The sequence below is a fragment of the Micromonospora sp. DT47 genome, from assembly GCF_049844475.1.
GTDB lineage: Bacteria > Actinomycetota > Actinomycetes > Mycobacteriales > Micromonosporaceae > Micromonospora.
This window is the reverse complement of sequence record NZ_JBNCLC010000009.1, coordinates 145155-163572: the sequence shown is the minus strand read 5'-3', so window position 1 is coordinate 163572 and position 18418 is coordinate 145155. Positions and strand designations below refer to the sequence as shown.

Sequence of the window (18418 nt, the reverse complement as noted above, 5' to 3'; positions counted from 1 at the left end):
TGGTAACACCGCACACCCTCCATCCACCACATCCCGCTCGAGGACCTGCGGGAGCACCGAGGGAGACCTCCATGAGAAGAAGGCAGTTCCTCGCCGTCGCGCTGGCCGGCGCGATGGCCACCGCGCTCGCGGCGTGTGGCGACAGCCCGAACGCCAACAAGAAGAACGGCCAGGCGGCCACCGTGCTGAACGTCGGCATGCCGAACGGCCCGCAGGCGGAGAACAACAACCCGTTCCTCACCACGTCCGCCGCGGCCTCGCTGGGCTACCGCTGGCAGATCTTCGAGCCCTTGATGATGTGGAATCCGGTCAAGCCGGCCGACCCGTTCAAGCCGTGGCTGGCGACCAAGGCCGAGTGGTCGCCGGACTACACCTCGGTCAAGGTCACCATTCGCGACAACGCCACCTGGTCGGACGGGCAGAAGGTCACGGCCGAGGACGTCGCGTTCACCTACAACCTGGTCAAGAAGTACCCGGCGCTCAACGACCAGGGCGTGCCCTACACGGACGCGACCGCCAGCGGCAACGAGGTCACGATCAAGATGGCCAGCCCGCAGTTCGTCAACCAGCAGAAGGTGCTGTGGCGGGTGCCGATCGTGCCCAAGCACCTCTGGGAGAAGATCAGCGACCCGACGACCGACCCCGTCAAGCAGCCGGTCGGCAGCGGCCCGTACACCCTGAAGTCGTTCACCCCGGCCACCACGACCCTGACGGTGCGCGGCAGCGGCTACTGGCAGGACCTGCCGAAGGTCAAGGAGCTGCGCTTCACGTCGTACACCGACAACAGCGCGCAGACCACCGCCCTCGCCAACGGCGAGTCGGAGTGGAGCTTCGTCTTCATCCCCAACTACCAGGCCGTCTTCGTGGCCAAGGACCAGGCCCACCACAAGGTGTGGGCGCCGGCGATCCTGGGCATCCACGGCCTCTACCTCAACACCACGAAGAAGCCGTTCGACGACCCGGCACTGCGCCGCGCGATGAACATGGTCATCGACCGCCAGGACATCTTCACCACGGCGGAGGCCGGGTACTTCCACCCGCTGGTGAAGAGCGTGACCGGTCTGCCCAGTCCGGCCGGTGACTCGTTCATCGCGCCCGAGTTCAAGGGCCAGGAGCACAAGGTCGACGTCGACGGCGCCAAGGCGCTGCTCACCGGCGGCGGCTACAAGCTCGACGGCAACACCCTCAAGGACAAGACCGGCAAGGCTGTCACGGTCAAGCTGACCGACCCGGCCGGGTGGTCCGACTACCAGACCAGCCTCGAGATCGTGAAGGACAACCTGTCGAAGATCGGCATCGCCGCGACGATCGACAAGGCCAACCAGGACGCCTGGTTCCGAAACGTCGAGCAGGGCAACTTCGAGGCGACCTTCCGGTGGACCGAGGGCGGCGCGACGCCGTACGACATCTACCGGACCATCATGGACGGCGGGCAGCTGAAGCCGATCGGCACCGCCTCCCCCGCCGGCAACTTCGGCCGCTTCAACAACCCCCAGGCGACCGAGGCGCTGAAGGCCTACGCGAACGCCACCGACGAGGCCGCCCGTACCGCCGCGATGAACACGCTGCAGAAGGTCTTCGTCGAACAGATGCCGATGATCCCGGTCGGCGCGGACAACATCGGTGGCGCGTACAGCACGAAGAACTGGACCGGCTGGCCCGACGACTCGAACCCGTACGGCGCCATGCAGCCCACCCAGCCCAACGCGCTGGACGTGGTCCTGCACCTCAAGCCCGCCGGTAGCTGACCCCCGGCACCGCCTCCCCGGTCGGCCGCGGTCGGCCGGGGAGGCGGAACCCACACTCAGACTGGTACCCGTCGCCCCTCGGTGACATGGCAACCCCAGACAGGAACTCGGCATGACGTTGAGCGAGAGCGCGGCGGCGCCGGTTGACGAGGTGGTGCTGGAGGCCGTCGGCCTGACCAAGCACTTCCCCGTCCGCAGACGGCTGCGTGACCTCTTCTCCCGGACGCCGGCAGTCGTGCACGCCGTCGACGACGCATCGTTCGCGCTGCGTCGCGGCCGGGTGACCGCGCTGGTCGGGGAATCCGGCTCCGGCAAGTCCACCGTGGCCCGGCTGCTGGCCCAGATCTACCCCCGCACCGCCGGCGACATCCGCCTGCACGGCACGTCGACCAGGGTGCGCGGCGGTCGTGCGTTCCGGTCGTACGTGCGACGTGTCCAGCTGATCCTCCAGGACCCGTACGCGTCGTTGAACCCGGTCCACACCGTCCGCTACCACCTCACCCGATCGCTACGGATCCACGGCAACGCGGGGCGCAGCGGAGAGGATCTGGACAAGGCCCTCGCCGATCTGCTCACCCGGGTCAGCCTCACCCCGCCCGAGCGCTTCCTGGACGTGTTCCCGCACGAGCTCTCCGGCGGCCAGCGGCAGCGGGTCGCCATCGCCCGGGCGCTCGGCGCCGACCCGGAGGTGCTCCTCGCCGACGAGCCGGTGTCCATGCTCGACGTCTCGATCCGCCTCGGCGTGCTCAACCTGCTGCAGGACCTCAAGAAGCGGCTCAACCTCGCCATCCTCTACATCACGCACGACATCGCCTCGGCCCGCTACTTCGCCGACGAGACGATCGTGATGTACGCCGGCCGCATGGTCGAGGGCGGCGACAGTGAGACCATCACCCAGAACCCGGCCCACCCGTACACCCGGCTGCTCACCGAGTCGGCACCGGACCCCGAGCGCATCACCGGCGACGGCGCCGGCATCGACGAGGCCGCCGGGAAAGACCGCGGCCACGGCGAGCCGCCGAGCCTGATCAGCCCGCCCGCCGGCTGCCGGTTCCACCCCCGGTGCCCGCACGCCATGCGGCGCTGCACCGCGGACCTGCCGCCGCGGCTGAGCATCGGCGACCGGCCCGGCCATTGGGCGGCGTGCTGGCTCTATGATCCGGCCACCGTCGCCGCCGACGCCCCCGGCTCCGCCGCTCCCGACGCCGACCCGGCCGTGCCGCCACCCCCGGCGCTGGTCGAGCGGGAAGACACCGCCACGCTGGGGGAGGCACGATGAGATTCCTGCTGCAGCGCATGGCCTTCTACCTGTTCACGGCGTGGGCGGCGATCACGCTCAACTTCTTCATCCCGCGGATGGTCCCGGGCGACCCGGTCCAGTCCCTCATCTCGCGCAACCAGGGCCGGATCAGCGCCGACGCCATCCAGTCGTTGCGCGTGCTGTTCGGGCTGGACGAGAACGAGAACGTCTGGGAGCAGTACCTCGACTACTGGGGGCAACTCCTCCACGGTGACCTGGGGCTGTCCTTCACCTTCTTCCCGGCGCCGGTGTCGACGGTGATCGGCGACAGCCTGCCGTGGACCGTCGGCCTGGTCGGCATCACCACGATCATCAGTTTCCTGCTCGGCACCGCGCTCGGCGTCGGCGCCGGCTGGCGGCGCGGCTCGTGGGTCGACGGACTGCTGCCGGCCACGACGTTCCTGTCCTCGGTCCCGTACTTCTGGTTGGGCCTCGTCGCCATCGCCCTGTTCGCCGGCCCGGGAAGCTTCTTCCCGTCCTCCGGCGGCTACGAGCCGGGTCTCGTGCCGGCGTTCGACCAATACTTCATCCCGAGCGCGATCCAGCACAGCATCCTGCCTGCCGCCACCATCCTGGTCTCCTCGATGAGCGGGTGGATCCTCAGCATGCGCAACATGATGGTCACCGTCTCGTCGGAGGACTACATCACGGTCGCCCACGCGAAGGGGCTGTCGGAGCGCCGGGTGGCCCTCAGCTACGCCGCCCGCAACGCGCTGCTGCCCAACGTCTCGGGCTTCGCCCTGTCGCTCGGGTTCATCGTCGGCGGCACGCTGCTGGTGGAGATCGTCTTCTCCTACCCGGGTCTCGGCTACCAGCTCTTCCAGGCGGTGGGCGCCAAGGACTACCCGCTGATGCAGGGGATCTTCCTGATCATCACGATCTCCGTGCTGGTGGCGAACCTGCTCGCCGATGTCGCGTACCTGCTTCTCGACCCGCGGACCCGAAAGAGCTGAGCGATGACAATCTCACCGTCGAGCATCGAGCAGGTCATCCCCGGTCAGGGGGCGATGGCCCAGCCAGCGGCCGCGCCGGGCCGGGCGAAGCGGCGCCGGTTCCGGTTCGTGGCCAATGCCAAGGCCGCGACCGGCCTGGTCATCCTGGCCGTCTACTGCCTTTTCGCGGTCATCGGGCCGTGGGTGGCGCCGTACGACCCGGGCGCGCGCAGCGGCGACGTCCTCCAGCCGCCGTCGACCACGCACTGGTTCGGCACGACCCATCTGGGTCAGGACATCTTCAGCCAGATCCTGGTGGGCGCGCGCGGCGTGATGGTCGTGGGCCTGATCGCCGGCGTGCTGGCGACGATCCTGTCCATCCTCATCGGCGTGACGGCCGGCTACATCGGCGGGGCGGCCGACGAGGGCCTGTCGGCCCTGTCCAACGTGTTCCTGGTCATTCCCGCGCTGCCGCTGATCATCATCGTGACGTCGATCGTCGAGCAGGCCAGCGACACGCTGGTCGCGCTCATCATCGGGTTCACCTCGTGGGCGTGGGGCGCGCGGGTGCTGCGCGCGCAGACGTTGTCGCTGCGGCGCCGCGACTACGTGGAGGCGGCGCGGGCCACCGGCGAGCGGACCTGGCGGATCATCCTGTTCGAGGTCCTGCCCAACCTCACCGCGATCATCGCGTCCGGCTTCGTCGGCACCGTCATCTTCGCGGTCATGTCGGAGATCACCCTGGCCTTCATCGGCATCTCGTCGACCTCGTCCTGGAACTGGGGCACCATCCTGTTCTGGGCCCAGGGCCAGCAGGCCCTGGCCCAGGGCGCCTGGTGGTGGTTCGTCCCGGCCGGGCTGGCCATCGCGCTGCTCGGCACCGCCCTCGCCCTGATCAACTTCGGCATCGACGAGTTCGTCAGCCCCCGGCTGCGCAGCGCCGGCAAGACCCGGATCCGCACCGCCGACGGCCGCACCGTACGGATGCGGGTCGGCTTCACCCCCGTGCTGGCGCCGGCCCGTCCGGTGCCGGCCCCCAGAGAGGAGGTCGCGCCATGAGCGATCCGGTGCTGGAGATCCGCGGGCTCCGCGTCGACTACGGGCTCGGCGACGCCGCGGTGCACGCCGTCCGCGACGTCGACCTGACCCTGCACCGGGGCGAGGTGCTGGGGCTGGCCGGGGAGAGCGGCAGCGGCAAGTCCACCCTGGCGTACGGACTGACCCGGCTGCTCCCCCCGCCCGGCGTGGTCAGCGGCGGCGAGGTGATCTACCACCCGGTCGGCGGCGAACCGATCGACGTGCTGTCGCTCTCCCCCGCCCGGCTGCGGGCGTTCCGCTGGGCCGAGACCTCCATCGTCTTCCAGGGCGCGATGAACTCGCTCAACCCGGTGCACAAGGTCTCCACCCAGCTGCTCGACGTGATCAAGGCGCACGAGCCGCGTACCACCGCCGCCGCCCGGCTCGACCGGGCTCGGGAGCTGCTGCGGCTGGTCGGCATCTCAGCCGACCGGCTGGACAGCTATCCGCACCAGCTCTCCGGCGGGATGCGGCAGCGGGTGATGATTGCCGTGGCGCTGGCGCTGGAGCCGCAGGTGGTCATCATGGACGAGCCGACCACCGCGCTGGACGTGGTGATGCAGCGGCAGATCCTCGGCCAGCTCGCCGAGCTGCGCCAGCGGCTCGGCTTCGCGGTGCTGTTCATCACCCACGACCTGTCGTTGCTGGTCGAGTTCTCCGACCGGATCGCCATCATGTACGGCGGCCGGATCGTCGAGCAGGCGCCCACCGCCCAGCTGTACCGGCACGCCCTGCATCCGTACACCGACGGGCTGCTGCACTCCTTCCCCGCCCTGCGGGGCCCGCGGCGGGAGCTGACCGGCATCCCCGGCTCCCCGCCGGACCTGCGGGCCATGCCCACCGGGTGCGCGTTCCACCCCCGCTGCCCCCGGGCGTTCGACCCCTGCGACACCCGGCTCCCGCCGCTCGGCCCACCCGCCGACGACGGACCGGGGCGGGCCGTCGCCTGCTGGCTGCATCCCGTCGCCGAGCCGGTCCCCCGGTGAGCCGGCCCGCCCCCTCCGCTTCTGACCGACCACCCGCGATCGCGAGGAGAACCATGGACACCGACCTCACCATCCCGGCGACGGCCGGTCAGGCCGACCCGATCGACACCCTGCCGCCGACGTTCCGATGGGGGGTGGCGACCTCGTCGTACCAGATCGAGGGAGCGGTCGCCGAGGACGGCAGGACACCGTCCATCTGGGACACCTTCTGCCGGGTCCCCGGCGCGGTCGCGGGCGGGGACACCGGTGACGTGGCCTGCGACCACTACCACCGGATGCCCGAGGATGTCGGCCTCATCGCCGACCTGGGCCTGGACACCTATCGCTTCTCCGTCGCCTGGCCCCGGGTGCAGCCCGGCGGCCGCGGCCCGGCCAACGCCGCCGGCCTCGCCTTCTACGACCGGCTCGTCGACGAACTCCTCGGCCGGGGCATCGACCCCTGGGTGACCCTCTACCACTGGGACCTTCCCCAGGAACTCGAGGACGCCGGCGGCTGGCCCGTCCGGGACACCGCGTACCGGTTCGCCGACTACGCCGAGCTGGTCTTCGACGCTCTCGGTGACCGGGTGCGGACCTGGACCACGCTGAACGAGCCGTGGTGCTCGGCCATGCTCGGCTACGCCTACGGGGCGCACGCCCCCGGCCGGCGGAACCTGGGCGACGGCATCGCCGCCGCGCACCACCTGCTGCTCGGCCACGGGCTGGCGGTCCGACGGCTGCGGGCGGCGGCCACCCGGCCGGTGGAACTCGGCATCACCGTCAACCTGGCGACCGCCGACCCGGCCACCGACAGCCCGGCGGACCGGGAGGCGGCCCGCGCCGCCGACGGGCTGGGCAACCGCCTCTACCTCGATCCCCTGGTGCACGGCCGGTATCCGGAGGACGTGGTGGCCGACCTGGCCCGCGAGGGCATACGCATCCCGGTCGAGGACGACGACCTGGCCGTCATCTCCACCCCGTTCGACGTGCTCGGCGTCAACTACTACTTCGGTCAGCTCTTCTCCGGAGTGGACGCCGACGGGCGGCCGGAGGACGCCGACGGCCGCCCGGTGCGCCGGGTGGTCCGCCGGGACCTGCCCCGCACCGCGATGGACTGGGAGATCGTCCCGGATTCCTTCACCGACCTGCTGGTCCGGCTCAGCCACGACTATCCGGGCGTGCCGCTGGTGATCACCGAGAACGGCGCGGCGTTCGACGACCGGCCGAACGCCGAGGGCTTCGTCGCCGACGACGACCGGGTGGCGTACCTGACCGAGCACCTGCGCGCGGTGGCCCGGGCCCGGCAGGCGGGAACCGACGTGCGCGGCTACTTCGCCTGGTCGCTGCTGGACAACTTCGAGTGGGCGTACGGCTACGACAAGCGGTTCGGCATCGTGCGGGTCGACTACGACACCCAGCGGCGCATCCCGAAGCGCAGCGCCCTGTGGTACAGCGACACCGTCCGGCGGGTACGCGGCAACCGCTGACCCCGCGCGCGGCGGCCGTCCGGACACCCCGGGCGGCCGCCGCCGCATGCCCTCTCCCCTGCCGCCCCATCTCCTCCCGGCCGGCGACGCTCCGCTCGCCGGCCGGGGCCGCCGTCGGGCGGGTACCCCGGCTGGCCGGATGCGAGGCGCGGCGGCTCAGCGGGCCCGGTACCGCGGGCGGCGCGCAGGATGCGGCGGCTCAGCGGGCCTGCGACCGCGGGCGGCGCGCCGGACGCGGCAGCGGTGTCGCGGCCACCCGGGGGGCGCCGCCGCGCGGCACGCCCCCGTCGCGCAGCAGCCGGGCCATCGGCAGGGTGGCCGCGCCCATCGCGACCGCGTCCGGTCCGAGCTGGCACAGCTCGATCGAGGTCTGCGCGTACGGCTGCCGCAGCGCGTGCCGCGCGGTGGCCTCGCGGATCTGCGGCAGGTACCGCCCGCCCAGCGCCAGGCCGGCCCAACCGCCGAGCACCACCCGCTCCGGGTTGAAGAGGTTGACCAGCGTCGCCACCCCCGCGCCCAGGTAGCCGACCGTCTCGTCGAGCACCTTCCCGGCCGTCCGGGTGGAGGAGCGCAGCAGTTCGCCGAAGGCGCTCTCCTCGTCGCCGCCGGCCGCCGGGCGCCCCCGGTTGGCCTGCCGGAACCGGTCCAGCACCCCCTCCGCGCCGACGTACGCCTCCAGGCAGCCGAGGTTGCCGCAGCGGCAGCGGCGCCCGCCGTACACGATGGTGGTGTGGCCCCACTCGCCGGCGCTGCTGTGCGCGCCCCGGTAGCCGACGCCGTCGGCGACCACACAGGCGCCGACCCCGGAGCCGACCAGGGCGATGACGGCGTGCCGCGCGCCCCGGCCGGCGCCGAACCACATCTCGGCCTGACCGAGGGTCTTCGCGCCGTTGTCGAGGTGCACCGGGATGTCGGTGCCGGCCCGCAGCATGGCGCCCAGCGGGACGCCGTCCCAGCCGAGCGTCTGGGCGTACACGACCCCGTCGGCGGTGCGTTCCACCGTCCCGGACACCGCTACGCCGAAGCCGAGCACCGCGGCGGGGTCGACACCGGCCTGGTCGACGACCGCGTGCAGCCCGTGCAGCAGGCTGGCCACCACGTCGTCCGGGTCGGGCTCGGCCGCGGCGATCGGGTACTCCGCCTTGGCCAGCGCGGTCATCGCCAGGTCGAAGAGTTCGACCTGCACCCGGGTCTCGCCGACGTCCGCGCCGACCAGGTAGCCGTAGCCGGGGGCGACGCGCAACAGCACCCGGGGGCGACCGCCGTCCGACTCGACCAAGCCGGCCTCCTCGACGACGCCCTCGTCGATCATCTCGCCGACCAGGTTGCTGACGCTGGCCAGGCTCAACGCGGTGCTCTGCCCCAGCTCGTAGCGGCTGAGCGGGCCGTCCAACCAGATCCGGGTGAGCAGCACCGAGCGGTTGGCCCGGCGCATGTCGCGCACGGTGGTGCGTCTGGCGTCCATGTCCGCCGTGGTCCTCTCCCTGGGCGCCACCGACCGGCGGCCACTCCCAGGATGCATCAACGCCACGATTAATGCCATGAACCAAGCACAGGCCGAAGTAGGTCGGCAGCGGCGCCTTTAACCCCGACCGGCCGGAGCCGGGACGGGCCGTTGCGACCGGCCCGGACCGGGACGGCCGGCATCCGGCCGGTGGCGGCCCGGCGCGAGGCCGGCCGGCGCGGTCACCGGCGCGCCAGCCACCGGCCGATGACGGTGAAGTCCCCCTCGGTCAGGCCGCGCTGCGGGTCGACGCGATGGAGCAGGGCCCGCCCGGGATGATGAGCGGACACCCAGGCGCGGTCCGCCTCGGTGATCTCGTCGTCGACCCAGACGAACGGCCGGCCCGCCGCCCAGTCGCACAGACCCCGCGTCTTCCAGTGCGGGCCACCGTCCTCCCGGTCCGCGTCCGGCCAGTCCACCACCGGCAGCTCGGGCAGGCCCAGCAGCGGACCGATCACCACGTTCGCGTCCGCCATCCACGTAGTCGCCCAGACCAGGTCGCAGGGCAACGCCCACAACCGGGAACCGTGCGTCGGATCGAGCCGGGCCAGCAGCGGGTTCCCGCGCAGCGCCGGCGCCGGTTCGCGCCCGCCCGGACGGGCCGGCGACGGGGCGCCGAACGGGATGAGCGGCCCGTCGACGTCGAGGAAGAGCAGGGGACGATCCGCGGCGCTGGGCACCGCCGCCACGATAGCGGCAACGGGCGGTGACCGCGTACCCCGTCCGGCGTGGACCGGACCGGCCCGGCGCGCGCCGGTTCCGCGTGGCGGATCGCCCTCTTCGCCGCCCAGGGAGTCGTGGTGACCCAGCCGACCGAGGGCAGCATCAAGGCGTTCTCGGCCATCTGCACGACGGGGACGACATCCGGCTGGCGTAGCACCCGTTCCGCCCGACGCGGGCCAGCGCCCGCGCGGACGGCCGGCGCGCCGGGACCCGAACCGCCGCACGCGGTGAGCGAGCCGAGCACGCTGGTGCTCAGCAGACCAGCGTCGGTACCACCCAGGACATCGCGTGCTCAGTTCAGGTAGGCGGACGGCACCGCTTCGGTGAGCCAGACGCCGTTGGCGCTGCGGTAGAAGACATGCCCGCCGTCGGCCATCGCCGCCGCGTCCACGGTGAGCACCACCACCGCGCCGCCCCGGCGGGCGCCGACCCGCCGGGCCGTCTCCACGTCGGGTGAGAGGTGTACGTGGTGCCGCCCGCCCCGGTGCAGGCCGGTGGCCCGGATGGAGTCGAGCGCGGCGGCGCCGGTGCCGTGGTAGAGCCGTGGCGGGGGCGGCGTCGGGGTCAGTCCCAGGTCGACCGGGTAGGAATGGCCCTGGCTGGCCCGGATCCGCTCGACCCCGTCGGCGCCCCGCTCGACGGCGAAGCGCTGCTTGTCGTTGCCGGCGACCACCTGGTCGAGTGCCGGCCGCCCGACCCGCAGGGCGGTCAGCAGGTCGGCCACGGTGACCCAGCCCCCGTGGTCCGGGGTCAGGCCGAAGCGTCCGGGCTCGTGGCGCAGCGCCAGGGACATCCGCTTGCTCAGCCGTACCAGCGCCCGTTGTTCCACGCCGCCATTCTGGCGCATCGAAGCGGTCGCGCTCGACGGGTTATCGCCCCGCCCGGGGCGGCCCGAGGCGGGGCGTACCCGGTCAGAGCGGCGCGCGGACCGCCGCGGCGAGCGAGGTCGGGCGCCGGCCGATCAGCTTCTCCAGGTCCTCGACGGGCACGGAGAGCTCACTCCGGGCCAGGCCGCGGTCGGCGTCGGCGAGCGCGGCGGCGAACGGCTCGGGCAAGGGCGGCGAGGAGGAACCAGCGGCGGCCCGACCGGCGCGCGAGCGGGGCGGCCATCGAGGGGGGCGGTCATGACCGGCATTCTTGATCATCGAGGCAACCGTGGGATCGCTCGATGGGTACGACGCGACCGGGCCGAACGGCCGGCTGCGGCCGCGAGGGCGGCTCGGTAAGGAGCGGACGTGAGGGCCGTCATAACGGCTGGACGATCGGCCGGGCGGTGCTGCTAGCCTTTGCGGCAGGTCATGAGCGCCAGCATCAAGCCCCGGCTCGCTGGCCGGCAACCCTCCTCCACGGTGGGGTGCTCCGGGTGAAGACCAGGCACCGGTGCAGCACCGGTGCAAGCGTGGCCTGGTTCCCAGGTCAGCACTGACCCAGGAGAACCATGTCTGCTCACTTTTGCGCACCGCCCGTTCCCGGCGCCGCCTGCGCGGCCCCGTCGTACCGGCGAATGACCGGCGTCGCGCTGGTCAAGCGGCGCCACGTCGACCTGATGCGGGTATGCAGCGACGCCTGTCGCCGCCCCGCCGCGCACTAGACGACACCCTTCCTCGAACCACTCCAGCGGTGTGTGCCCACCGGGCGCACCGTCTCGCGGCGTGCCCTCGCGCCCGCCGACCGATCACCCCGGAGAAACCCGTGCGAATCATTCCTGCCCTGTCCAAGGTTGCCGCGCTCGGCGCCGCCGCCGTCCTCGCGGCCACCACGCTGACCGCCTGCGGCGACGACTCCACCAGCGCCGCCGACAACCCGTACGAGCTGCTGCAGCCGGGCGTGCTGCGGGCCGGCACGCTCACCGACGCGCCGCCGAACGTGTATCTCAAGGACGGCACGTTCACCGGCTTCGACAACGACCTGCTCACCGCCGCGGCCGGCAAGATCGGCCTGAAGGTGGAGTTCGTCGGTACCGACTTCTCCGCGCTGCTCTCCCAGGTCAACAACCACAAGTTCGACGTGGGCAGCTCCTCGATCACCATCACCGAGGCGCGGAAGAAGACCGTCGACTTCGGCAACGGCTACGACTTCGGCTACTTCGGACTCGACGTGCCGGCCGGCTCCTCGATCACCAGCTTCGATCAGCTCGCCGGCAAGCGGGTGGTCGTCGTGCAGGGCACTGTCCAGGACGACTACGCCACCGGCAAGAACCTGAACCCGGTCCGGGTGCCCGACTACAACGGCGCGCTCAACCAGCTCAAGGCCGGCACCGCCGACGCGTGGATCGCCCCGGCCGAGATCGGCGACAAGTCCGCCGCCGACAGCGGCGGCAAGATCAAGGTGGCGGCCAAGCAGCTCAGCCCCGCCCCGACCGCGTACGCCGTGGCCAAGGGCAACGACAAGCTGCGCGAGGCGCTGAACAAGGGCCTCGACCAGGTCATCGCCGACGGCACCTGGAGCCGGCTGCAGGCCCAGTACTACCCGGGCCGCCCGATCCCGGCCGACTTCACGCCCGGCAGCGGCACGGTGGCGGCGCCGTCGGCGTCGGCCTCTTCCTGACCGGTACGGATGACGAGCGAGCGGGGCGGACGGTGAACGACTGATGGACACGTGGAGCACCCTGTGGGAGACCTTCTTCGACTGGGACTCGATGCGCGAGGCACTGCCCGAGATGCTGACCGTCGGGTTGCCCAACACGATGATCCTGGCGGTCACCGCCGCCCTGCTCGGCTCGCTGTTCGGGATGCTGCTGGCCATCGCCGGCATCTCCCGTACCCGGTGGCTGCGCTGGCCGGCCCGGGTCTACACCGACATCTTCCGCGGCCTGCCGGCCGCGGCGACCATCCTGCTCATCGGCGTCGGCCTGGCGCCGCTCGGCATGGAGGTCTGGGGGCCCAACCCGTACCCGTTGGGCATCCTGGCGCTGTCGCTGATCGCCGCCGCGTACATCGGTGAGATCTTCCGGTCCGGCATCCAGAGCGTGGAGGCCGCCCAGCTGGAGGGCGCCCGGGCGCTCGGCTTCTCCTGGGGCGAGGCGATGCGCCTGGTGATCGTCCCGCAGGGCGTACGCCGGGTGCTGCCGGCCTGGGTCAACCAGCTGATCGCCCTGATCAAGGACTCCAGCCTGGTCTACTTCCTCGGCCTGGTGGCCAGCCAGCGGGAACTGTTCCGGATCGGCCAGGACTACGCGGCCACCACCGGCAACGAGTCCGCCCTGCTGCTGGCCGGCCTGTTCTACCTGGCGCTCACCGTGCCGCTGACCCACGCGGTGAACTGGATCGACCGGAGGTTGCGCCAGGGCCGCGCGGTCGCCGTCAACCCCTCCGACGACGGCGGGCTGGCCCTGGCCGGCGAGACCGCCCTGCCCCCGGAGACCACCGCGCCGACCCGGAAGGACCCGCGATGACCGCCACCGCCACCACCACCTCGGTCAGCCTGAGCGTCCGGGACGTGCACCTGGCCTTCGGCGCCAACAGGGTGCTGCGCGGCGCCGACCTGGAGGTCGCCCGCGGCGGCACCGCCTGCGTGATCGGCCCGTCCGGCTCCGGCAAGTCCACCCTGCTGCGCACCATCAACCGGCTCATCGAACCGGACCGCGGCGACGTGCTGCTCGACGGGCGCAGCGTGCTGCGCGACGACCCGGACGCGCTGCGCCAGCGGGTCGGCATGGTGTTCCAGCAGTTCAACCTCTTCCCGCACATGAGCGTGCTGCGCAACATCACCCTGGCGCTGAGGAAGATCAGGAAGCTGCCCGAGGACGAGGCCGCCCAGCTGGCCCGGGCCCAGCTGGAGCTGGTCGGGCTGGCCGCCAAGGCCGACTCCCGCCCGGCGCACCTCTCCGGCGGGCAGCAGCAGCGGGTCGCGATCGCCCGCGCGCTGGCCCTGCAACCGCAGGTGATGCTCTTCGACGAGGCCACCTCCGCGCTCGACCCCGAGCTGGTCAAGGGCGTCCTGGCGGTGATGGCCGACCTCTCGGCCGCCGGCATGACGATGGTGGTGGTCACCCACGAGATGGGCTTCGCCCGCGAGGTCGCCGACACCGTCGCCTTCATGGACGACGGCGTGGTCCTGGAAGCCGGCGAACCGGCCGCGATCTTCGAGGCGCCGGAGCACCCGCGGCTGCGCCGCTTCCTCTCCCAGGTGCTCTGACCGTCCCGGCGGCCGCGACCGGGACCGTGCGGAGCGGATCCGGCGTCGTCAGGCGGTCGCCGCGTAGGGGCGGCCGTCGCCGCGCCGGCCCACCAGCCGGCGCCAGTCAACGGCTGGTGGCGATGGCGTCGATCCGGCCCCACCTGCCGGGGATGTCGAGCAGCTCGATCCGGCCGAACCTGGCCGGCAGCGCCGGCTCCACCACCAGGTGATTCCCGTACGGCTCCAGGCCCAGCAGGGTACGCAGCAGCAGGATCGGCGCCCCGGTGGCCATCGCCTGCGGGCTGTTGGCCGTCGGGTACGACACGGGGTAGCCGGTCTGCTCGCGGTCGAACCCGGCGAACGCCTCCGGCAGCCGCCCGTCGAAGTACCGGGCGGCGTCGATGATGCCCTCGGCGATGGCGCCGGCCTCGCGGCGGAAGCCGTACCGGCACAGGCCCCAGGCGATGAGCGCGTTGTCGAAGGGCCAGACCGTGCCGACGTGGTAGCCCAGCGGGTTGTACCGGCCCTCCCCCGCTGCCAGGGTGCGCACGCCCCATCCGGTGAACAGCCGGGGGCCGAGCAGATGTCCGACGACCGCGGCCGCCCGGGACTCGTCGACGATGCCGCTCCAGAGCAGGTGGCCGATGTTGGACGACAGGGCGTCCACCTGGCCGCCGTCGGGGTCGAGGGCGAGCGCGTAGTAACCACCGTCCTCGATCCAGAAGTCCTCGTTGAACCGCCGCTTCAGGTCGGCCGCCTCCCGCTCCAACCGGTCGGCGTAGGCCGGATCGCCCCAGCACTCCCGGGCCAGCCGGGCGCCGCGCCGCTTGGCGTCGTAGGCGTACCCCTGCAGTTCGCAGGTGGCGCGGGGCAGGCCGGGGAGCCGGCCGTCGCGGTAGGAGACCCCGTCGGCGGACTCCTTCCAGCACTGGTTCTCCAGGCCGGTCAGCTCGTTGCGGCGCTGGTACCAGACGTACCCGTCGCCCATGATGTCGCCGTACTCGTCGATCCAGCGCAGCGCGGCGCGCGCCTCGTCCTCGAGCTCCCGGGTGAGGGCGACGTCCCCGGTCCACCGCTCGTACTCGTCGAGCAGGATGACGTAGAGGGGGGTGACGTCCGCGCTGCCGTAGTACGGGGACACCGGTTTCTCCTCGAACGCGGCCGGCTCGCCGTAGCGGAACTCCCGCAGGATCTTGCCCGGCTCCTCGTCCCGGAAGTCGTCCAGCACCGCACCCTGGTCGATCCCCAGCATGCGCAGCGTCGCCACCGCGAGTTCCGGCGCGACGGGCAGCACCTGCAGGCTGGTGAGGATGCTGTCGCGACCGGTGATCGTGGCGCCCCACGGCAGTCCGGCGGCCGGCATCGCCTCGTCCGGCAGGGTCAGCGGGGAGTAGCGCAGACCGGCCAGGTCGACCAGGCTGCGCCGGTAGGTGGCGGTCATCGTCTCCCAGTTGCAGCTCAGGCGCGGGGCCTTGGCCAGCCAGCGGTCGAGATCGTGCCGCAGCTCCGACCTGGACCGCCGATGGCGGCGGTGCAGCCGCTTGCGGACATCCTGCCCGTCGGGGCGCAGCACCGCCGTCTCGATCCGGATCACCGTCGTCCAGGACTCCCGCTGGTCGAGACGGAACCGGAAGGTCAGCCCGTGCTCGTCGACCTCGGCCGGGTCGGCCACCGAGATCACGGTCTCCCGCCGGAACTTCTCCCGCTGGTATCCGAGGCGCAGGCAGCGCCGCTCGACCCGGCGGTCCATCCGGCCCACCGGCTCCCGCCGCTGCTCGACCGCCGTCACCGGGGCGAAGTCGCTGTCCGCGTCGACCCGCACCGTGTAGTCGACCGGGTCCGCGTCGTGGTTGATGATCGTCAGCCGCTCCTCGAACGTGCCGGCGGTGATCGACCGTTCCCGGATGACCGATGCCTTGGCGTCCACGTAGTGCGTCGGCGTGCCCGGCACCAGGAAGAACCGCACCTCGAAGTAGTGCGCGTCGTCGATGGCGAGGGGGCTCAAGCGCTCCCCGTTCACGGTCAGCAGCCACAGCGACAGGAACCGGGTGTCGAAGTCGAAGAACCCGCACGGGTTCGTCGGCGACGCCTCCACGTCGCCGCTGCCGTCGCTCAACACGAACATGTTCCCGTCGAGGATCCTGACGAGATCCGGCCTCACCGCCGCCCCCGCCGGTTGCGGACGAGCGATCGCGGATGGCGCGCGCCGGGCGACGCGGGGAACAGCCGTTCCAGCAGGACGACGAAGCGGAAGTGGCCCTCGGCGGTGATGTCGTTGCGCAACCACGCCGCCAACGGTCTGGCGTCGCCTAGGGCCATCCGGTGGAAGAACGCCTCCTCGGCGCCAATGACGGTGTCCGCGTCACGCTCCTCCCGGGTGACCCGGACGGCGCCGTCGACGATCGAGACGAACCAGTGGTCGGTGCCCCGCTCGTGCGTGAGGTCGAAGCGGATCGTGCCGGTCGTCTTCGGCAGCACTCGTTCATGACCATGGCGAGCGAGGTCGTCGAAGAACCTCCGGACCGTATCCGCCATCGCATCACTCCCGCAGAGTTGGCCGGCGGCTCGCGACACCGGACGCGGCGCCGATCATGCTGGCGTTGGCGCCCACGCGGGATGAGCCCTTGCGGGGAGCCGGGCGGTCGAGCGTCACGCAGCCGTACCGATGCGACTTTCAGCCTAGACACGGCCGGCCGCCGCCGGGCGGAATCGGAGATCCGGGGAACGCCGGCGCCGGCCCGGCGCGGGATGGCCTCGTACGACGTCAGTGGCCCCGACGACGGAGGCGGGCGCCCCTCGCGGAATCCGCTTGCCGCCGCCACCCGGGTCTGCAACGGTCGGACCGACGTCGTGACAGGAGGAGACGCCGGTGCACCCGCAGATGAACCAGGACCTCGCCACCGACGCCGGGGCACACACGATCGTGCTCGTCGAGGGGACCAGCGACCGGCACGCCGTCGAGACCCTGGCGCGTCGCCGCGACCGGTCACTGGAGGCGGAGGGCGTCCGCGTGGTGCCGATGGGTGGGGCCACGAACGTCGGCCATTTCCTGCGGCGGTTCGGCCCGGGCGGCCTGGACGTCCGGATCTCGGGGCTCTGCGACGCCGCCGAGGAGGGCTGGTTCCGCCGCGCCCTCGGCGACGCCGGCCTCGGCGGCACCCTGTCCCGCGGCGAGATGGCGGCGCGCGGCTTCCACGTCTGCGTCGCCGACCTGGAGGACGAGCTGATCCGCTGCCTCGGCACCGACCGGGTGGAGCGGGTCGCCGAATCCCAGGGTGAGCTGGCGTCGTTCCGCCTGTTCCAGCGGCAGCCCGCACAGCGGGGACGCGGCCTGCCCGACCAGTTGCACCGCTTCATCGGCACCCGGTCCGGCCGCAAGCACCGCTACGCCGGGCTGCTCGTCGACGCGCTCGACCCCGACCGGGTGCCCGAACCGCTGGACCGGCTCCTCGGCGGGCTCTGACCCTCCCGGTCGACCCGTCGCCCGGTCGCTCCCGCCCCGCAGGTCGTCGGCGGCCGGAAAACGCAGAGACGCCATCCTCACGGACGGCGTCTCTGCTCGTGCGGGCGCTCCGGCGCGGGCACCGGAACCGCCGGTCAGGTCATGTCGTCGTAGCGGCGCTCGATCGGCGCCGGCGCGGCGACCGGTTCCGGGGCGTCGACCGGGCCGGAGAAGTCGACCCGCGAGGCGGCCGGAACCGGCTCGTCGTCCAGCTTCAGCGGCGACACCTCGTCGTCGCTGAGACCGGAGTAGATCTCCTTGCCCCGGCCCTTGCGCCGGTCGTTGATGAAGGCGACCCCGACCGCGCCGAAGTACAGCGCGGACAGGCAGATGGCCAACGCCGTCATGCCGAACGGGTCCGGCGTCGGGGTGACCACCGCGGAGAAGGCGAAGAACACGAAGATCGCCACCCGCCACCAGCTGAGCAGCTTCTTCGCGCTGGCCAGGCCGACGAAGTTGAGCATCAGCACGATCAGCGGGAACTCGAACGCCACCCCGAACAGCAGGATCAGGTTCGTGACGAACGAGATGTAGCGGGTGACCTCGAGGTTGGTGGCGATGTCGTCACCGGAGACGTCGAGCAGGAACTCGAGCCCCTTGGTGGTGACGAAGAACGCCAGCACCGCGCCCGCCGCGAACAGCGGCGCGGCGAGCGCCGTGAAGACGTACGCGTACCGACGCTCGTGCCGGTGCAGGCCCGGCGCGATGAACGCCCAGAGCTGGTAGAGCCAGACCGGGGCCGCGATGATCAACCCGACCCAGAGGCCGATCTTCAGGTTGAGCAGGAAGACGTCGGCCACACCGAGCTGGACGAATTTGCACTTGTCGGTGAGCGGGTCGATCGACTGCGGCAGATCGCAGTAGGGCTTGGAGAGCAGGATCCGCACCGGCGTGGCCAGCCAGATCCCGAGGCCGAAACCGACCAGGATCGCCAGCGAGGCGCGGAAGAGTCGGTTACGCAGCTCACGGACGTGCTCGATGAGCGTCATGGAGCCATCGGCGGCCCGTTCGAACTCGCTCGGACCGCGCTTACGAAGCGCGAAGGCCACGGTGGTCGGGCC

18 protein-coding genes and 1 riboswitch are annotated in these 18418 nt (G+C 72.0%); of the genes, 11 read left to right on the top strand and 7 right to left on the bottom strand.

Annotation, left to right across the window (positions count from 1 at the left end; genetic code table 11):
- Positions 1-71 precede the first annotated feature (71 nt).
- From ACLQ2U_RS16580 to ACLQ2U_RS16555, 6 genes are all read left to right on the top strand, one after another.
- Positions 72-1748, top strand: a complete 1677-nt coding sequence (locus tag ACLQ2U_RS16580; RefSeq protein WP_425751544.1) for an ABC transporter substrate-binding protein — start codon at positions 72-74, stop codon at positions 1746-1748.
- 112 nt (positions 1749-1860) lie between these two features.
- Complete coding sequence (locus ACLQ2U_RS16575; RefSeq protein ID WP_425751543.1) at positions 1861-3027, top strand: ABC transporter ATP-binding protein; 1167 nt, start codon at positions 1861-1863, stop codon at positions 3025-3027.
- On the top strand, positions 3024-4001 hold the full coding sequence (locus tag ACLQ2U_RS16570) for an ABC transporter permease (protein WP_425751542.1): 978 nt from the start codon (positions 3024-3026) through the stop codon (positions 3999-4001). Before ACLQ2U_RS16575 ends, ACLQ2U_RS16570 begins: the two co-directional genes overlap by 4 nt.
- 3 nt (positions 4002-4004) lie before the next feature.
- The gene (locus ACLQ2U_RS16565; RefSeq protein WP_425751541.1) at positions 4005-5039 is read left to right on the top strand and encodes an ABC transporter permease; all 1035 of its coding nucleotides are present in this window, start codon (positions 4005-4007) and stop codon (positions 5037-5039) included.
- Positions 5036-6043: an ABC transporter ATP-binding protein gene (locus tag ACLQ2U_RS16560; RefSeq protein ID WP_425751540.1), complete on the top strand. Its 1008-nt coding sequence runs from the start codon at positions 5036-5038 to the stop codon at positions 6041-6043. Before ACLQ2U_RS16565 ends, ACLQ2U_RS16560 begins: the two co-directional genes overlap by 4 nt.
- 53 nt (positions 6044-6096) lie before the next feature.
- A complete protein-coding gene (locus ACLQ2U_RS16555; protein ID WP_425751539.1) occupies positions 6097-7509 on the top strand; it encodes a GH1 family beta-glucosidase in 1413 nt (470 codons plus the stop codon).
- Positions 7510-7708: 199 nt separating this feature from the next.
- Here ACLQ2U_RS16555 and ACLQ2U_RS16550 read toward each other — a convergent pair whose 3' ends face one another.
- The 4 genes from ACLQ2U_RS16550 to ACLQ2U_RS16535 all read right to left on the bottom strand — a co-directional run bounded on the left by ACLQ2U_RS16550 (position 7709) and on the right by ACLQ2U_RS16535 (position 10881).
- Positions 7709-8974 carry an ROK family transcriptional regulator gene (locus ACLQ2U_RS16550; RefSeq protein ID WP_425751538.1) on the bottom strand — a complete coding sequence of 422 codons (1266 nt, stop codon included), beginning with the start codon at positions 8972-8974 and terminating at the stop codon, positions 7709-7711.
- A gap of 221 nt (positions 8975-9195) precedes the next feature.
- On the bottom strand, positions 9196-9693 hold the full coding sequence (locus tag ACLQ2U_RS16545; RefSeq protein WP_425751537.1) for an HAD domain-containing protein: 498 nt from the start codon (positions 9691-9693) through the stop codon (positions 9196-9198).
- Positions 9694-10028: 335 nt separating this feature from the next.
- Entirely contained in the window at positions 10029-10565 is a 537-nt protein-coding gene (locus tag ACLQ2U_RS16540) for an RNA 2'-phosphotransferase (protein ID WP_425751536.1), read from the bottom strand.
- Positions 10566-10647: 82 nt separating this feature from the next.
- A complete protein-coding gene (locus tag ACLQ2U_RS16535) occupies positions 10648-10881 on the bottom strand; it encodes a hypothetical protein (RefSeq protein ID WP_425751535.1) in 234 nt (77 codons plus the stop codon).
- Between the two features lie 149 nt (positions 10882-11030).
- Positions 11031-11142: riboswitch (SAM riboswitch) on the top strand.
- 32 nt (positions 11143-11174) lie between these two features.
- On the opposite strand from ACLQ2U_RS16535, the gene ACLQ2U_RS16530 reads away from it, so the two are divergent.
- From ACLQ2U_RS16530 to ACLQ2U_RS16515, 4 genes are all read left to right on the top strand, one after another.
- Positions 11175-11327, top strand: coding sequence for a hypothetical protein (locus tag ACLQ2U_RS16530; RefSeq protein WP_425751534.1), 153 nt, complete (start codon positions 11175-11177; stop codon positions 11325-11327).
- Between the two features lie 101 nt (positions 11328-11428).
- Entirely contained in the window at positions 11429-12283 is an 855-nt protein-coding gene (locus ACLQ2U_RS16525) for an ABC transporter substrate-binding protein (protein ID WP_425751533.1), read from the top strand.
- A gap of 43 nt (positions 12284-12326) precedes the next feature.
- Positions 12327-13130 (top strand): amino acid ABC transporter permease, encoded by an 804-nt coding sequence (locus ACLQ2U_RS16520; protein ID WP_425751532.1) that lies wholly within the window; start codon positions 12327-12329, stop codon positions 13128-13130.
- Positions 13127-13873 (top strand): amino acid ABC transporter ATP-binding protein, encoded by a 747-nt coding sequence (locus ACLQ2U_RS16515; protein WP_425751531.1) that lies wholly within the window; start codon positions 13127-13129, stop codon positions 13871-13873. The genes ACLQ2U_RS16520 and ACLQ2U_RS16515 overlap by 4 nt, the downstream gene beginning before the upstream one ends.
- Positions 13874-13979: 106 nt before the next feature.
- Here the strand turns inward: ACLQ2U_RS16515 and ACLQ2U_RS16510 are convergent, their stop codons facing one another.
- Positions 13980-16016: a glycogen debranching N-terminal domain-containing protein gene (locus ACLQ2U_RS16510; protein WP_425751530.1), complete on the bottom strand. Its 2037-nt coding sequence runs from the start codon at positions 16014-16016 to the stop codon at positions 13980-13982.
- Positions 16013-16390 (bottom strand): SCP2 sterol-binding domain-containing protein, encoded by a 378-nt coding sequence (locus ACLQ2U_RS16505; protein WP_425751529.1) that lies wholly within the window; start codon positions 16388-16390, stop codon positions 16013-16015. Before ACLQ2U_RS16505 ends, ACLQ2U_RS16510 begins: the two co-directional genes overlap by 4 nt.
- Positions 16391-16724: 334 nt before the next feature.
- Here ACLQ2U_RS16505 and ACLQ2U_RS16500 point away from each other — a divergent pair, with 334 nt between their 5' ends.
- A complete protein-coding gene (locus ACLQ2U_RS16500; protein WP_425751528.1) occupies positions 16725-17318 on the top strand; it encodes a TOPRIM nucleotidyl transferase/hydrolase domain-containing protein in 594 nt (197 codons plus the stop codon).
- A gap of 134 nt (positions 17319-17452) precedes the next feature.
- On the opposite strand, the gene tatC is transcribed toward ACLQ2U_RS16500, so the two are convergent.
- Positions 17453-18406: a twin-arginine translocase subunit TatC gene (tatC, locus tag ACLQ2U_RS16495; RefSeq protein ID WP_425751527.1), complete on the bottom strand. Its 954-nt coding sequence runs from the start codon at positions 18404-18406 to the stop codon at positions 17453-17455.
- Positions 18407-18418 lie beyond the last annotated feature (12 nt).

Bases quoted from the DNA above. Each gene is read 5' to 3' on its own strand.
- ACLQ2U_RS16580 (WP_425751544.1), top strand. From the start codon at position 72: ATGAGAAGAAGGCAGTTCCTCGCCGTCGCGCTGGCCGGCGCGATGGCC.
- ACLQ2U_RS16575 (WP_425751543.1), top strand. From the start codon at position 1,861: ATGACGTTGAGCGAGAGCGCGGCGGCGCCGGTTGACGAGGTGGTGCTG.
- ACLQ2U_RS16570 (WP_425751542.1), top strand. From the start codon at position 3,024: ATGAGATTCCTGCTGCAGCGCATGGCCTTCTACCTGTTCACGGCGTGG.
- ACLQ2U_RS16565 (WP_425751541.1), top strand. From the start codon at position 4,005: ATGACAATCTCACCGTCGAGCATCGAGCAGGTCATCCCCGGTCAGGGG.
- ACLQ2U_RS16560 (WP_425751540.1), top strand. From the start codon at position 5,036: ATGAGCGATCCGGTGCTGGAGATCCGCGGGCTCCGCGTCGACTACGGG.
- ACLQ2U_RS16555 (WP_425751539.1), top strand. From the start codon at position 6,097: ATGGACACCGACCTCACCATCCCGGCGACGGCCGGTCAGGCCGACCCG.
- ACLQ2U_RS16550 (WP_425751538.1), bottom strand. From the start codon at position 8,974: ATGGACGCCAGACGCACCACCGTGCGCGACATGCGCCGGGCCAACCGC.
- ACLQ2U_RS16535 (WP_425751535.1), bottom strand. From the start codon at position 10,881: ATGATCAAGAATGCCGGTCATGACCGCCCCCCTCGATGGCCGCCCCGC.
- ACLQ2U_RS16530 (WP_425751534.1), top strand. From the start codon at position 11,175: ATGTCTGCTCACTTTTGCGCACCGCCCGTTCCCGGCGCCGCCTGCGCG.
- ACLQ2U_RS16520 (WP_425751532.1), top strand. From the start codon at position 12,327: ATGGACACGTGGAGCACCCTGTGGGAGACCTTCTTCGACTGGGACTCG.
- ACLQ2U_RS16515 (WP_425751531.1), top strand. From the start codon at position 13,127: ATGACCGCCACCGCCACCACCACCTCGGTCAGCCTGAGCGTCCGGGAC.
- ACLQ2U_RS16505 (WP_425751529.1), bottom strand. From the start codon at position 16,390: ATGGCGGATACGGTCCGGAGGTTCTTCGACGACCTCGCTCGCCATGGT.